Origin of the sequence: Janthinobacterium aquaticum (assembly GCF_009208565.1) — a bacterium.
In the GTDB taxonomy this organism is placed as follows: domain Bacteria; phylum Pseudomonadota; class Gammaproteobacteria; order Burkholderiales; family Burkholderiaceae_D; genus Janthinobacterium.
Window position 1 is genome coordinate 161,034 of the sequence record NZ_WFLK01000004.1, and the last position, 14,023, is coordinate 175,056.

10 protein-coding genes and 1 pseudogene are annotated in these 14,023 nt (G+C 60.8%); 5 read left to right on the forward strand and 6 right to left on the reverse strand.

All coding sequences use genetic code 11. The annotated features are described in order from the left end of the window. Positions 1-90 precede the first annotated feature (90 nt). Positions 91-3,630: a DNA polymerase III subunit alpha gene (gene dnaE, locus GCM43_RS08505; protein WP_226929398.1), complete on the forward strand. Its 3,540-nt coding sequence runs from the start codon at positions 91-93 to the stop codon at positions 3,628-3,630. A gap of 49 nt (positions 3,631-3,679) precedes the next feature. On the opposite strand, the gene GCM43_RS08510 is transcribed toward dnaE, so the two are convergent. The 3 genes from GCM43_RS08510 to GCM43_RS08520 all read right to left on the reverse strand — a co-directional run bounded on the left by GCM43_RS08510 (position 3,680) and on the right by GCM43_RS08520 (position 5,503). After that, entirely contained in the window at positions 3,680-3,910 is a 231-nt protein-coding gene (locus GCM43_RS08510) for a DUF6139 family protein (protein ID WP_152243171.1), read from the reverse strand. A gap of 127 nt (positions 3,911-4,037) precedes the next feature. Beyond that, on the reverse strand, positions 4,038-5,000 hold the full coding sequence (locus GCM43_RS08515; protein WP_193315570.1) for a VirK/YbjX family protein: 963 nt from the start codon (positions 4,998-5,000) through the stop codon (positions 4,038-4,040). A 26-nt stretch (positions 5,001-5,026) separates the two neighbouring features. Further along, entirely contained in the window at positions 5,027-5,503 is a 477-nt protein-coding gene (locus tag GCM43_RS08520) for a universal stress protein (protein ID WP_193315571.1), read from the reverse strand. Between the two features lie 188 nt (positions 5,504-5,691). On the opposite strand from GCM43_RS08520, the gene GCM43_RS08525 reads away from it, so the two are divergent. From GCM43_RS08525 to GCM43_RS08540, 4 genes are all read left to right on the forward strand, one after another. After that, entirely contained in the window at positions 5,692-6,372 is a 681-nt protein-coding gene (locus GCM43_RS08525) for a response regulator (protein ID WP_152243177.1), read from the forward strand. After that, positions 6,369-7,757, forward strand: a complete 1,389-nt coding sequence (locus GCM43_RS08530) for an ATP-binding protein (RefSeq protein ID WP_226929399.1) — start codon at positions 6,369-6,371, stop codon at positions 7,755-7,757. Before GCM43_RS08525 ends, GCM43_RS08530 begins: the two co-directional genes overlap by 4 nt. Before the next feature lie 105 nt (positions 7,758-7,862). Then, positions 7,863-9,464 (forward strand): ATP-binding protein, encoded by a 1,602-nt coding sequence (locus GCM43_RS08535; RefSeq protein WP_152243179.1) that lies wholly within the window; start codon positions 7,863-7,865, stop codon positions 9,462-9,464. Next, positions 9,451-10,059, forward strand: a complete 609-nt coding sequence (locus tag GCM43_RS08540; protein WP_152243181.1) for a response regulator transcription factor — start codon at positions 9,451-9,453, stop codon at positions 10,057-10,059. Before GCM43_RS08535 ends, GCM43_RS08540 begins: the two co-directional genes overlap by 14 nt. Here GCM43_RS08540 and GCM43_RS26490 read toward each other — a convergent pair. The 3 genes and pseudogenes from GCM43_RS26490 to GCM43_RS08555 form a co-directional block, all read right to left on the reverse strand. Beyond that, positions 10,056-10,736 carry a glycosyltransferase family 9 protein gene (locus tag GCM43_RS26490; protein WP_319636948.1) on the reverse strand — a complete coding sequence of 227 codons (681 nt, stop codon included), beginning with the start codon at positions 10,734-10,736 and terminating at the stop codon, positions 10,056-10,058. The two genes, GCM43_RS08540 and GCM43_RS26490, sit on opposite strands and share 4 nt — an antisense overlap. Positions 10,737-11,323: 587 nt before the next feature. Beyond that, entirely contained in the window at positions 11,324-12,559 is a 1,236-nt protein-coding gene (locus tag GCM43_RS08550) for an O-antigen ligase family protein (RefSeq protein WP_152243185.1), read from the reverse strand. 222 nt (positions 12,560-12,781) lie between these two features. Continuing rightward, positions 12,782-14,017 (reverse strand): annotated as a pseudogene (locus tag GCM43_RS08555) (malic enzyme-like NAD(P)-binding protein); the annotation flags it as partial. Positions 14,018-14,023 lie beyond the last annotated feature (6 nt).

Genomic DNA, 14,023 nt, shown 5'->3' on the forward strand with positions numbered 1-14,023 from the left:
GCGCTGATACCCGGCCGTCTGTTGTCCGCAACGCGGTAAAATAGACGTCATTGAATTTAGCAAAAGAATGGCTCAAGAATGGAAATGGTAATGCAAGAGGCCGGCGCGCCTGCCGGCATACAGCAGGCACCGCAGGCACCCCAGGGACCGGCGTTCGTGCACTTGCGCGTGCACTCCGAGTATTCGATCGTCGACGGCCTGGTGCGCATCGATGACGTGGTCAAGGCGGCCGCCAAAGACAAGCAGGTGGCGCTGGCCGTGACCGACCTGTCGAATCTGTTTGGCATGGTCAAGTTCTACAAGGAGGCGCGCGGCAAAGGCGTCAAGCCGGTGGTGGGCGTCGATGTGTGGATCACCAACGACGACAACCGCGACAAACCGTCGCGGCTGCTGCTGCTGGCCAAGAACCGCATGGGTTATCTGCAATTGAGCGAACTGCTGTCGCAAGCCTGGCTGAGCAATCAGTACAAGGGCCGCGCCGAAGTGCGCATCGAATGGCTGCAGGCGCTGACCAGCAAGCACTATGAGTTGTATCCGGACGACAACCCGGCCAATGGTCTGATTGTGCTATCGGGCGCGCATTTCGGCGATGTTGGCACGGCGATTGAAAACGGCAATCTGGCGCTGGCCGAAGCCCATGCCAGCAAATGGGCGGCGCTGTTTCCCGGCCACTTTTATATCGAGATCCAGCGTGCCGGCCAGCCCAACCAGGAGGCGCAGGTACGCCATGCGGTGGCGCTGGCGTCCAAGCTGGGCTTGCCAGTGGTGGCGACCCACCCGGTGCAGTTCATTTCGCCGGAAGAATTTATTGCCCACGAAGCACGCGTCTGTATCGCCGAGGGCGAAATGCTGGCCAACGCCAAGCGCGTCAAGCGCTTCAACGAGCAGATGCGTTTCCTGACCCAGGCGGAAATGCAGGAACTGTTTGCCGACCTGCCCGCTGCGCTGGCCAATTCGGTGGAAATAGCCAAGCGCTGCAATCTGACGCTGACCCTGGGCAAGCCGCAACTGCCCAACTTCCCGACGCCGGGCATGACCATCGACGATTTCCTGCGTGCCGAAACCAAGAAAGGCCTGGAGGAGCGACTGGTTCAGCTGTATCCCGACCCGGAGCGCCGCGAGAAGGAGCGCCCGCGCTACGAGGCGCGCCTGGAGTTCGAGAACAACACCATTATCAACATGAAGTTCCCCGGCTACTTCCTGATCGTGGCCGAATTTATCCAGTGGGGCAAGAACAACGATGTGCCGATTGGCCCGGGCCGCGGCTCGGGCGCCGGCTCGCTGGTGGCCTATGCGCTGAAGATTACCGACCTCGACCCGCTCAAGTACAACCTGCTGTTCGAGCGCTTCCTGAACCCGGAACGGGTATCGATGCCCGACTTCGATATCGACTTCTGCCAGGAAAAGCGTGAACTGGTGATCCAGCACGTCAAGGATTTGTACGGCAAGGAGGCGGTCTCGCAAATCGCCACCTTCGGTACCATGGCGGCCAAGGGCGCGATCCGCGACGTCGGCCGCGTGATGGATTTTGGCTACAACTTCTGCGACGGCGTATCCAAGCTGATTCCGTTCAAGCCGGGTAAACCAGTGTCGATTGCCGATGCCATCGAAGAGGAGCCGCTGCTCAAGGAGCGCCAGGAAAACGAGGAAGAGGTCAAGCAGCTGCTCGACCTGGCGCAGCAGGTCGAAGGCATTACCCGCAATATCGGCATGCACGCCGGCGGCGTGCTGATCGCACCGGGCAAGCTGACCGATTTTTGTCCGCTCTATACGCAGGGCGGCGATGGCGGCGTGGTCTCGCAATACGACAAGGATGACGTGGAGGCGGTCGGCCTGGTCAAGTTCGACTTTCTGGGCCTGACCACGCTGACCATTCTCGACCGTGCGGTGCGCTATATCAAGCAGCTCGATCCGGCCCAGGCCGATTTCGACCTGGCCGCCTTGCCGCTCAATGACAAGGCCTCGTACGACCTGTTGACCAAGGCCAAGACGGTGGCCGTGTTCCAGCTCGAGTCGCGCGGCATGCAGGGCATGCTGAAGGATGCCCGTCCCGACCGCTTTGAAGACATTATTGCGCTGGTGGCATTGTATCGTCCGGGTCCGATGGACCTGATTCCCGATTTTTGCAAGCGCAAGCACGGCGAGAAGTTCGATTATCCCGATCCGCGCACCGAGTCGATTCTGTCGGAAACCTACGGCATCATGGTGTATCAGGAGCAGGTGATGCAGATGGCGCAGATCGTCGGCGGCTATTCGCTGGGTGGTGCCGACATGCTGCGCCGCGCGATGGGCAAGAAAAAGGCCGAAGAGATGGCCGAGCACCGCGAGATTTTCCGCGCCGGCGCCGCCAAGGATGGCCTGACGGCGCAAAAGGCCGACGAAATTTTCGACCTGATGGAAAAATTCGCCGGCTACGGCTTTAACAAGTCGCACGCCGCTGCCTACGCCCTGCTGTCGTACCACACTGCCTACCTGAAAGCGCACCATCCGGCCGCCTTTATGGCCGCCAACTTGTCGCTGGCCATGGATGACACCGACAAGATCAAGATCCTGGTGGAAGATGCCATCGAGATCTGCAAGCTGACCTTGCTGCCTCCGGACATCAACGAGTCCGACTACCGCTTTACACCGAGCGGCGAAGCGCCGTCCGTCAGCGGCAAGAAAGTCACGCAGATTCGCTATGGCCTGGGCGCCGTCAAGGGGTCGGGCCAGAACGCGATCGAGGCGATTATTGCCGCGCGCCAGGCCGGCGGCCCGTTTACCAGCCTGTTCGATTTCTGCAAGCGGGTCGACAAGAAGCAGATCAACCGCCGCACCATCGAGTCGCTGATCCGCAGCGGCGCGTTTGACTGCCTGAAGGTTGACCGCGCCATCTTGCTGGCCTCGGTGGCGTTTGCCATGGAATGCGCCGACCAGGAAGCCCGGGCGGCCAACCAGGTCAGCCTGTTTGGCGGCGACGACAGCGACATGGTGGCGCCGCCCGAGTACGTCAAGGTGCAGCCCTGGACCGACAAGCAGCGTTTGACGGAAGAAAAGATTGCGCTCGGCTTCTATCTGTCGGGCCATCTGTTCGATTCCTACGCGCCCGAAGCGCGCCGCTTTGCCCGTACCAAATTGTCGGAGCTGACGCCGTCGCGCGAGCCGCGCATGATGGCCGGCGTGATTACCGGCGTGCGCACGCAGATGACGCAGCGCGGCAAGATATTGATCGTCACGTTGGACGACAAGACCGGCACGGTGGAAGTGACGGTGTATAACGAACTGTTTGATGCGAACAAGAAAATCTTCAAGGAAGACGAGTTCCTGGCCGTGGTCGGCAAGGTGTCGGAAGACCGTTTCTCGGGCGGCCTGCGCATTACCGCCGAGAGCGCTTTCGATATCATTGCTGCGCGGGTGCAGTATGGCCGTCAGCTGGGGCTGGTGTTGCCGGTCACCGATGTCAGGCGCATCCGCGAAGTGCTGCTGCCGCACCGTGCCGAGACCGGCCTGATTATTGCCGCCAAGGTCGCGCCGCAGGGCGTGCCGTGCGTGCTGCAGTTTGGCGAACAATGGCGCGTGGCGCCATCCGACGAATTGCAGACGGCGCTGGTGCAGCAGCTCGGTGCGCGCGAGGTGGAAGTCGAGTATTGATTTGCCCCTCGCCAGTAAAAAAGCCAAACCGCAGAGGTTTGGCTTTTTTTTACATGTCTTTCAGGCTGGTAATGGCATAGCCTTTTTCAGCGATCTGTTGCAACGGCTTGCCGATATGAAACTCCGGCAGGTCGGCGGCATCGTCGGCGATTTCATGCGCCTTCACTTCCAGTTCCCAGTCGGTGCTGGTGGCTTCCTCTGGAATATTTTTGTCTTCTGGTACGGCCAGATGGGAAAAAATGCCGTCGTGTTCGGCTCGGCGGTAAATATCCACGCGCATGACTTGCCTCCTAGTAATCATTGGGAAAGACGGCGTGCGCCCGGCGCACACCGATAGTCATAGCGTAACAGGATTGCGCAAACGGAGTTTTTTTGTTGTGCGTCAAAAGCTGTCCGTGATTGGCGCTTCAGGCCGCCGCAAAAGAGGGCAGGCTCGCCGGCACAGCCGTGTCGTTGGCTGCGCGTCGATACGCGTCGAGGCCATCGCGCAGGCTGTCGATAATGGCCAACGTGATGTCATGGCGCTTGCGCATTTCAGAACGTTTTTTGGAGGCAATGTCTTCCATGACGGGCATGGCCAGGTTTTCGCACATCAGTTCAAAGTCGCCATCTGGACGTGGCTGTGCGCCAAGCTCTTGCCACAGTTCATTGTAATCAGCGAATAGCCGCCCCTTTTTTGCCGAATGATGCACGGCGCGGTTTTTATTGCCAACAAGGATCATCTGACGGCAGCCGTGATCGTGGCCCAACTGGCGCACCAGGCGCACCATCAGGTTTTTCGGGCGCAGGCCGTGCAGGTCACGGGTTGCTTCGCGCACGCGCCGCAGGCCTTCCTGGCCGCGCGGGCCCTGCACGCAACCGATGCCGACAGCCAGAGTGGCCTGCTGCGGGCAGCCAAAAAACGAGAATGCGATCGAATAGATCACATCATCGCCATGCGTCAGCTGCAACACCATTTCGCCTTCGCGGTCCATCGGATGCAGGGAGCACAGTTGCAAATGGTAGGCCGAACCGGATTTGCCGGCCACCGTGCCCAGGCGTACCGGGGCGCAGGCCGCCTGGCTCATCAGCCTGGCCCAGCCCTGTTTCAGGATGAATTGGTAGTGCCCGGTCAGCAGCTCGACGCGCTGGCGGCAGTTCAGCGCCTGGCTCAGGTACGGGCGATAGATCTTGTGTACCAGATGCGGATAGGCGCGCACCAGGTCGTGGAAGACCGGATGCGAATTGAGCAGCTGCAGCCAGCGCTGCGTCTGGCGCTGGCGCACGCCGGCGCGCAAGTGCAGCTTGAGCGTTTCACGCAGGCGCGCGAGGCCCGAAGGCGTTTCCGTCAGGCCGGAGGAAAGGGTAATCGAGGGTAGCAAAGTAGGCATGTTCATGAAGGCAAGGGGAAGGGTATTCAGGGTGAAACGGGAGTGCTGACGCCGTCCTGAGCGGCCAGCACGATGGTGGCGCTGCGGCTGGCGCGCGCCAGCCTGCTGGCCAGGTCGCCGCGCAGGCGGCGTTGCCACAGGCTGCGGCCGTTGTCGGGCAGCACGATTTCGTGGCAGCCCAGCATTTCCGCAGTGTCCAGTATCGTGAAGGCCAGTTCGCCTGAAAAAAGAAAGGACGCGAAATCAAGGTGCGAGCGCTGCAGATACAGCTCCGCTTCCTGCATGAGTTGGGTGCTGGCTGCATCAGCTGCTGCGCCTGGCGGCGCGTCCTGGTAAAGCGCTTCGCGTCGGCTTGCTGGCTGCACATGCAACAGGCTCACCTTGACGGCTATGCCCCATTCCTGCAGGCGCCGCGCGTAACGCGCACCGTGCACCACATCGGCCAGATGCTTGAGCGGCAGCAGCAGCTGCAGTACCGCCGGCGCGACGAACTGGCTTGGCATGGCAGGTGAGGTGGCGCAGGCATGCATGGAGAAAGATAGGTGAGCTCTGGTGACGCATCTTAGGACGCGGCATTTGCCCTGACAATTGGCGAACTGACGTAAGGGAAACCCTTATCCGGGCGCTGGCGAAGCGGTTTGTCCGTGTGTTTCTTTAGTCTTTCTTCAGCCGGCAATGGTTTAATAAGCGCATGAAAATATTGTTGATTGAAGACGACATGAACCTGGGCAACGGCGTGCGCATCGCCTTGCGTGACCAAGGCATGCAGGTTATCTGGGTGCGCACGCTCGAAGACGCCGCGCGCAGCATTGAGCAGGACAGTTACGAGCTGGTGCTGCTGGATCTGGGCTTGCCGGACGGCGACGGCCTGGCGTTGCTGGCGCGCTTGCGCGCGGCGCGCCTGCCGGTGCTGATCCTGAGTGCGCGTGACAGCCTCGAGCAGCGCTTGCGCGGGCTCGACGGTGGCGCCGACGATTACCTGGTCAAGCCCTTTGCGCTGGCCGAGCTGCTCTCGCGCGTGCGTGCGCTGGCGCGCCGCAGCTATGGCTACGACGGCGATACGGTCGAGGTACGCGGCCTGCAGCTGCATGTGCCGACGCGTCGCGTCAGTGTGCACGGACGCACGGTCGAGCTGACCACCAGCGAGCATGCGCTGCTCAAGACCCTCTTGATGCGCGCCGACCGCGTCATGACGCGTCGCGTGCTGGAAGAGCATATCCTGCCCGGCGGCCTGGCCAACGCCAGCAATACCCTGGACGTTCATATGGGCAATTTGCGCCGCAAGATCGGCGACGGCTATATTCGCACCGTGCGCGGCGTGGGCTACGTGATCGACCTGCACGATCCGCGCGCTGCCCAGGGGGCGCCGTGATCGGGCGCGCCTGGCAACGCCTGCGCCAGCCGACGCTGGTGCGGCGCATGGTGCTGGCGCAGATGCTGCTATTGACGCTGCTATGGAGCCTGGCCGTGGGTTTTGTGATGATCGACGGCTCGCAGGAGGCGATGGTGTCGAACCGCAGCATGATGCAGGCCATCATCAGCGTCAGCGACAACCTGGCCGAACAGCCGGTGCGCCAGCAGGAAAGCCTGCGCCTGATCGACGAAGCGGTGCGCGAAGCCTATATGCTGGGCGAGGTGGAAGAGGTGGCGCCGATCATGCTGGTCTGGCAACAAGGCAAGCTGGTTTATCGTTCGCCCTATGCGCCCGACGGCATCCGCAGCGCCGGTCCCGACCAGATGGAAATCGTGTATATCAAGGGCCAGGCCTGGCGCAGCAGCACCCTGACGCATCACGGCACGCGCGTCACCGTACTGGAAGCGGGCGGGCCGTGGCAGTTTTTCGTCACGCTCAACTCGCACGGTTATTATCTGCTGCCTTTGCTGATCAGCCTGCCGTTTTTGCTGCTGCCTGCCTGGTTGTCGATCTGGCTGGCCATGCGGCCGTGGCGGGCGGTAGCGCAGGAAGTGGCCGCGCGCGGCCCGCATGACCTGCGTCCGCTGGCCGGCAAGCCGCCGCACGGCGAACTCGCTTCGCTGGTCGACAATATCAATGCGCTGTTGCACCGCGTACAGGCCAGCGCCGAACGCGAGCGCAGCTTTATCAGCGACGCCACGCATGAATTGCGCACGCCGCTGGCTGCCATGCGCATCAATGTCGAGGCGCTGCAGGCCCAGGCTGACAACCCGCGCCAGCAGGAGCTGCTCGATGGCATTCTCGGCAGCAACCAGCGCGCGGCCCGACTGGTCGGCCAACTGCTGCAGCTGACGCGCAATGAGGCGCGGCTCGAAGCGCCTGGCGAGCTGGCGCCGCAGGCGCTCGACGAGCTGCTGCAGGACAGGCTGGCGGCCATGGCCGGCCTGGCGCAGCAGCGCGGCATCGAGCTGGAATTGCACTCATCAGGCCCGGTATGCGTGACCGGCCAGCGCGAGAGCCTGGTGTCCCTGGTCGACAACCTGCTGGAAAACGCGCTCAAATACAGTCCACGCGATAGCTGCGTGACAGTCTCGCTGCACGCCGAACGGGGCCAGGCGGTGCTGCATGTGGCCGACCAGGGGCCGGGCATTGCGCCGGAACTGCATGCGCGCGTGTTCGACCGTTTTTTCAGGGCGCCGCAACAGGAGCAGGCCGGCAGCGGGCTGGGCCTGGCGATCGTGGCCTCAGTGGTGCGCCAGCATGGCGGCACGATCGCACTGCACCGCGCCAGCGGCGGCCAGGGCCTGCTGGTCGAGGTGCGCCTGCCGCAGACGCCGGCCTGAGCCAGTGATTGTAAAACTGCAACGATATTTGTTTTTCGCATAAGCCGGCATGGTGTTGCCGGTCTTGCCGATGCATAATGCGGGACAGCCAGAAAAAACCAGTTCATGTCCCAGCTCCAGCCCCATCTTCTTTCCCGCGTCGCGTCCTATTCCGCCTTTGTCGGCCTGTATCTGCTGTTCGACTGGGCAACGTATATCGATCCCATGTATGGCTTGAATATCACGCCATGGAATCCCGACCCGGCGCTGGGATTGATCTTCTGGCTGATGCATGGCCGCCGTGCCGCCTTGCCCTGGCTGCTCGCTATCCTGGCCGGCGAATGGCTGGTGCGCGGCCTGCCTGCCGGCCTGCCGCTGACGCTACTGTGTTCGCTGTGGCTGGTGATCGGCTATGGCGCCATCGGCGAAGCCCTGCGCCGGCGTTTCCCCAGCGGCGACATCTTTGACAACCGTCGCCGTTTGGCGATCTGGGCCTTTATCGTGGTGGCCGGCACCCTGTTCAATGCTCTGGTGTATATTTCCCTGCTGTCGTTTTCGGGCCGGATACCGCCCGGCGACTGGGCCTCGGCCGTGCTGCGCTTTGGCATCGGCGATATGGTCGGGCTGATCGTGTCGATGCCGCTGATCTGGATGCTAGCCAGCAGCAGCGGGCGCGAGCGGCTGCGGGCTACCATCTGGCGCTGGGAAACCCTGGCCTATCTGGCGCTGGCCATCTTTGTGTTGTGGTGCGTATTCGGTTCGATTGCGCGCTCCGAATTCAAGCATTTCTACTTCCTGTTCCTGCCGGTGATCTGGGCAGCTACGCGCCAGGGCCTGTATGGCACCGCACTGATGGTGTTTGTATTACAGCTTGGGATCATTACGCTGGTGAAATGGTCGCATGCCATCAATATCGAGTTTTACGAACTGCAGATGCTTGACGCCGTGCTGGCGCTGGTGGGGTTCTTTATCGGTATCGTGGTCGATGAAATGCGCAAGGTGGCCGATGAGCTCAAGCATACGCTGCGCCTGGCGGCCGCCGGCGAGATGGCCGCCGCGCTGGCGCATGAATTGAACCAGCCGCTGACGGCGCTGTCGACCTACGGCAAGGCCTGCGAATACCTGCTGGAACGCGGCGAGAGCGGCGCCATGCTGAAAGGTGCGATCGGCCACATGATTGTCGAATCGAGCCGGGCCGCCGAAGTGGTGCGGCGCCTGCGCGACTTCTTCCGTACCGGCGCCATGCAGCTCGAAACGCTGGAAATCGGTGTGCTGATCGCCAATATCAGCCGCCAGTTCGCACCGCAGTTCCATCAGCACGATATCGAGCTGACGGTGAGCGACGGCGCGCCGCTGCTGGTCAATGCCGATCGCCTGCAGATCGAACTGGTCTTGCGCAATCTGCTGGCCAATGCCTACGACGCCGTGCAAGGCTTGCCGCGCGGACAGCGCCGCGTGACGCTGTCGGTCGCTGCGCTCGATGGCGGACGCTTGCGCCTGTCGGTGCAGGACAGCGGTCCCGGCGTGTCGGGCAGCGTGGCGGCGCGCCTGTTCGAGCCGTTTGTCTCGTCCAAGGCCAGCGGTCTGGGACTGGGGCTGGTGCTCAGCCGCGCGATTATCGAAGCGCATGGCGGCAAGTTGTGGGCCGAAGTGGGGACTTGCGGTTTGTTCAGGTTCATGTTGCCGCTGGCGGCGGCTGAGGTAAGGGGGAACAATGGCAAGCAGTAACCTGACGGTGTATATCGTCGACGATGACCCTGCCGTGCGCGATGCGCTTGGCCTGCTGCTGGGCGTGCGCGGTTATCGCACCGCCATGTTTGCCAGCGGCGAAGATTTTTTGCTGGGCTGGCGCGCCGAATGGAGCGGCTGCCTGCTGCTCGATATCCGCATGTCCGGCATGGATGGCCTGTTCCTGCAGCAGCGCCTGCGTGACAACGGCTGCCTGCTGCCGGTGATCGTCATCACCGGCCATGGCGACGTCAGCCTGGCGCGCCAGGCTTTTAAAGCGCAGGCCAGCGATTTCCTGGAAAAGCCGTTTGACCACGACAAATTACTGGCCGCCATCGATGAAGCGCTGTCGCGCGAGGCCGAGCACCGCGGCCGTCAGCAGCGTCAGTTGCAGGGCCAGTCGCGGCTGGCGCTGCTGACGCCGCGCGAGCGCGAGGTGATGCAACTGGTGGTGACGGGCCAGCATAACCGCGATATCGCCCCGGCGCTCGGCATTTCGGTGCGCACCGTGGAAGTGCACAAGGCGCGCCTGATGGACAAGCTGGGCGTCGATAACGTGGCCGACCTGGTGCGCGTCAGCATGCTCGACAGTTAAGTCGTCCTGGCGGGCAATGCCTGCAATACCTGTTCAACCGAAATCGCCTTGACCCAGTCGCTGCGCCGCGCCACCGTAATGATGGTGCTGCTGGCGCTGTCGAACGGCGCCCATTCCGGGTTTTTCTTGCGCATCAGGGCAATCACCGGCACATGCACGGCATTGGCCAGGTGCATGATCGATGTTTCCACTGAAATGATCAGGTTGCATTGTGCCAGCATCGCCGGCAGCTGGAAAAAGTTGTCGACCGCGCTGAAGGCGCGCGTCTGAGCCACGCCGGCTGCCGCGATGGCGGCATTGACGCTGGCCAGTTCCTGCGGCATGGCATTGACCAGGAAGCAGGCATGGCGCCATTGCGGTTGCTGCTGCATGCGTGCAATCAGTTCGGTAATGCGTTCGAGCGGCCAGGCGCGCTTGTGTGACTTGGCAAACGGATTGAGCAGTACCAACGGCGTGGTTTGCGTATCGACGCCCCATTCGCGCAACTGTGCCTTTGCCTGTTGCAGCGCACTGTCGGGGATATGCACGAAGGGATAGCGCTCTGCCACGGGAATCTCGAGGCCGGTCAGCTGGTGGAACCAGTCGGCATACACGCTGCTGATGTGGTGCCTGCCGACGTCAGCGGCAGAATAGGGCGAGAAGGTGGCGTCGAGCTTCCGATAAGAAAAGTAACGCAATGGTCGCAGCAGTGTAACTGGCTTGCGGATGCCAATAATACGGCTGTTGGGGCCAATCTCGCGCGCCAGGTCTGCATAGCGCGGGGCACGGATATGCGCTAGCGAAACAATGACAGGATAGTCTTCGGCCTGTGCTTCATGAATTGACTCCTGATACAGCGCGGGACTGTACGTCTTTCGATAGACTTTGCTGAACAGGCCAGATTGCTCTACCCAATCGTATAGCGAATAGTTGCGTAATCCCTCCCACTGGGTTTGATCGGATGTCCGCCTGACTTCATCTATCCATAAATGAATTGCAATATGCGGATAGGCCGCTGCAAACGCGCGAAAGCCATTTTGCATATAGGTGAAGTCGCCTAAAGCCAGATGAGCGACAAACAGGATCTTTTCCGATTTGTGTAGTGTGGCGGCAGGTATCAGAGGCGTCATGTAACAGTACAGTGTCAAGTTTTGAATCAGTTTTGAATCAGTCGGAAAGCATGGTACAGGCACGAACGGCAATCGGTGCCATACATAACTATTGGTTGCCCTTATTTTCGTTTAGCACAATACCACGTTACCAATCATGCATCCAATTAAGCTTGTCAATTCGAAACCTTTTGCCCTGTGCTGGCGCTTTTCTGCGCATGGCGCTGCAGTGCCCAAAGTATAACCATAGGAAACACCAACATAATGATGCCTATATTAAGAGTCAGTGAACTGGTAGTCAGGCCAAAGATCAGGTAGCAGGTGCATAACACTACCCCGGACAGTGCGTATGGGCGACCAGCCAGCGTGCCATGACGCAGCGTGAGTGCAAACATCGTCAGCGGACAGAGCAATAGCAGCAGCAGAGCCAGGACGCCGACAGCGCCGCGCTTGACGAGTGTATCGAGATAGTCGTTATGAGCATTCGTGACGTTCATGGTGGAGGGGCCCATCCTTCCTTCCTTTACCAGTGCTTCTTTTTGCTCCAGATAACCGTTACGCCCCAGCCCTATTAATGGATGCTGGCGTGAAAGGACAAGAGCAATATTCCACATTTCAAAGCGTTGTCCGATCGATGTGCTTTTATCATCGTTCGCGTTGAATTTTTCTACCTGGGTTATGGCGGCAGCCGTACGTTCATGTACTGGTGAATGAGGAAGATAGTATGCAAGCGCCATCAGCAGTGCCATGGCGGATAAAATTATTGCAATATAGCGCTTGCCATGTATCTGCGCATGGTCGATTGCCACCAGCAATACGCACACTGGCAAGGCAAGCCAGCCGCCACGACTGCCGCTGATGATTGAGCCGAAGATGCCGGCCAGGCAGCCAGCAATCAGGAGGCCATACCATGCAATACGATGGCGCTGCGTGCGAGCCCATGCCAGGCCGCAGAGCGCCAGCATCCCCATCAACATGCTGACGTTACCGTAGTGAATGGCATTACTGGTAGCAGCTTCCGGACGCGGCATGTGTTGCACAACGAATTGCCATATTGCCAGTGCTGCTCCGCCGATTGCTCCAAACGCCAAGCCAGCCCACCATGCGGCGGGATGTGGCGGGTATGCCAGCAGCAACAGCAAAACCGGCACCGCCAGCAGGACGCGCAATGGTATGTCGAATTCGCGCATTGGATCGCCGTGGTAGAACATATTGGCGACAAAAACCAGGCAGTACGTCAGCAATGCGGTAAGCAGCAAACGGTCACGCTGCTGCAGCTCCAGGCGTGGACGTTTCCATAATAAACAGACGCTACCCAACAGCAGCGCCAACGCACCGAGCGAGTAGCCACTGCTGACTGCCAAAGCCAAAGCTGAAAAAAGAAATACACTAACGGAGGTGAAACGGAGCATTACATTTCCTTGACCAGACGGTGAAAAGGCAGTCGTTGGTAGCCAATCGAGAAGCGATCATTGGTTGATTGGCTTATCGCAAGCCGGACTGATGGTAGTGTAGGGTTAATGACATTTTTTGCGATTATCGATGCTGAAAGAAAAAAACCACGGTTTTCACCGTGGTTTTTTTGTAAGTAAAGGTAACCGGCAGTGGTGGAATCAGGCGGTCGCTACTGGCACGCGCGTCGCCACGCCCGTATCGATCGCCGCTTGCGACACGGCTGGCGCCACCCAGCTGCGCAGGCGCTCGTCAAATGGCGACGGGATCAGTTGCAGCGGCGTCAGGGCACTGGTTTCGTGGCCTGGCAGCGGCTCCTTGGCCAGTGCGGCAATGGCGCGTACGCAGGCCATCTTCATTTCTTCGTTGATGGTGGTGGCGCCCACGTCGAGTGCACCGCGGAAGATGTACGGGAAGCACAGCACGTTGTTGATCTGGTTCGGGTAGTCCGAACGGCCGGTGGCGACGATGGCGTCGCTGCGCACGGCGTGCACTTTTTCCGGCGCGATTTCCGGATGCGGGTTAGCCAGTGCAAAGATCAGCGGCTTGTCGGCCATCGATTCAACCATCTGCGCGCTGACCACGCCGCCTTTGGAGACGCCGATAAAGATGTCGGCGCCAACCATGGCGTCGGCCAGGTCGCGGTCGGTGGTGTCATTGGCATAGCGCGCCTTGTTTTCTTCCATCTTGGCGTCGCGGCCCGGGTAGATCACGCCCTGGCTGTCGCATACTTTCAACAAGGATTTGTTCAGGCCCAGCGCTACCAGCAGGTCCAGGCAGGCAATCGATGCCGCACCGGCGCCCGACACAGCCACCTTGACGTTGCCGATGTCCTTGCCGACCAGTTCCAGGCCGTTCAGGATACCGGCGGCCACGATAATGGCGGTGCCGTGCTGGTCGTCATGGAACACCGGAATATTCATGCGCTTGCGCAGTTGCTGCTCGATATAGAAGCAGTCGGGCGCCTTGATGTCTTCCAGGTTGATGCCGCCGAAAGTCGGCTCCATGCGCACCACGGTGTCGATAAACAGGTCAGGGTCATTCTCGGCCAGTTCGATGTCGAATACGTCGACGTCGGCAAATTGCTTGAACAGGCAGGCCTTGCCTTCCATCACCGGTTTGCTGGCCAATGGGCCGATATCGCCCAGGCCCAGTACGGCCGTGCCGTTGGTGATCACCGCCACCAGGTTGCTGCGCGAGGTGTAGGTACCGGCCGAACGCGGGTCTTCGACAATCGCTTCGCAGGCAAACGCCACGCCAGGCGAATAGGCCAGCGTCAGCGCGCGCGCGTCGCCCAGAGGCTTGGTTGGCGTGACGGAGATCTTGCCGGCGCGTGGTTCGGCGTGATAGGCGAGGGCGGCTTCTTTCAGGTTGAAGGCTTCGCCGGTGTCGGCGTGCTTGCTTTGAGCGGTAGACATAGGAAT

Excerpts from the sequence above, each read along its gene's own strand:
- dnaE (WP_226929398.1), top strand. The coding sequence starts at position 91 with ATGCAAGAGGCCGGCGCGCCTGCCGGCATACAGCAGGCACCGCAGGCA.
- GCM43_RS08510 (WP_152243171.1), bottom strand. The coding sequence starts at position 3,910 with ATGCGCGTGGATATTTACCGCCGAGCCGAACACGACGGCATTTTTTCC.
- GCM43_RS08515 (WP_193315570.1), bottom strand. The coding sequence starts at position 5,000 with ATGCCTACTTTGCTACCCTCGATTACCCTTTCCTCCGGCCTGACGGAA.
- GCM43_RS08520 (WP_193315571.1), bottom strand. The coding sequence starts at position 5,503 with ATGCCAAGCCAGTTCGTCGCGCCGGCGGTACTGCAGCTGCTGCTGCCG.
- GCM43_RS08525 (WP_152243177.1), top strand. The coding sequence starts at position 5,692 with ATGAAAATATTGTTGATTGAAGACGACATGAACCTGGGCAACGGCGTG.
- GCM43_RS08535 (WP_152243179.1), top strand. The coding sequence starts at position 7,863 with ATGTCCCAGCTCCAGCCCCATCTTCTTTCCCGCGTCGCGTCCTATTCC.
- GCM43_RS08540 (WP_152243181.1), top strand. The coding sequence starts at position 9,451 with ATGGCAAGCAGTAACCTGACGGTGTATATCGTCGACGATGACCCTGCC.
- GCM43_RS08550 (WP_152243185.1), bottom strand. The coding sequence starts at position 12,559 with ATGCTCCGTTTCACCTCCGTTAGTGTATTTCTTTTTTCAGCTTTGGCT.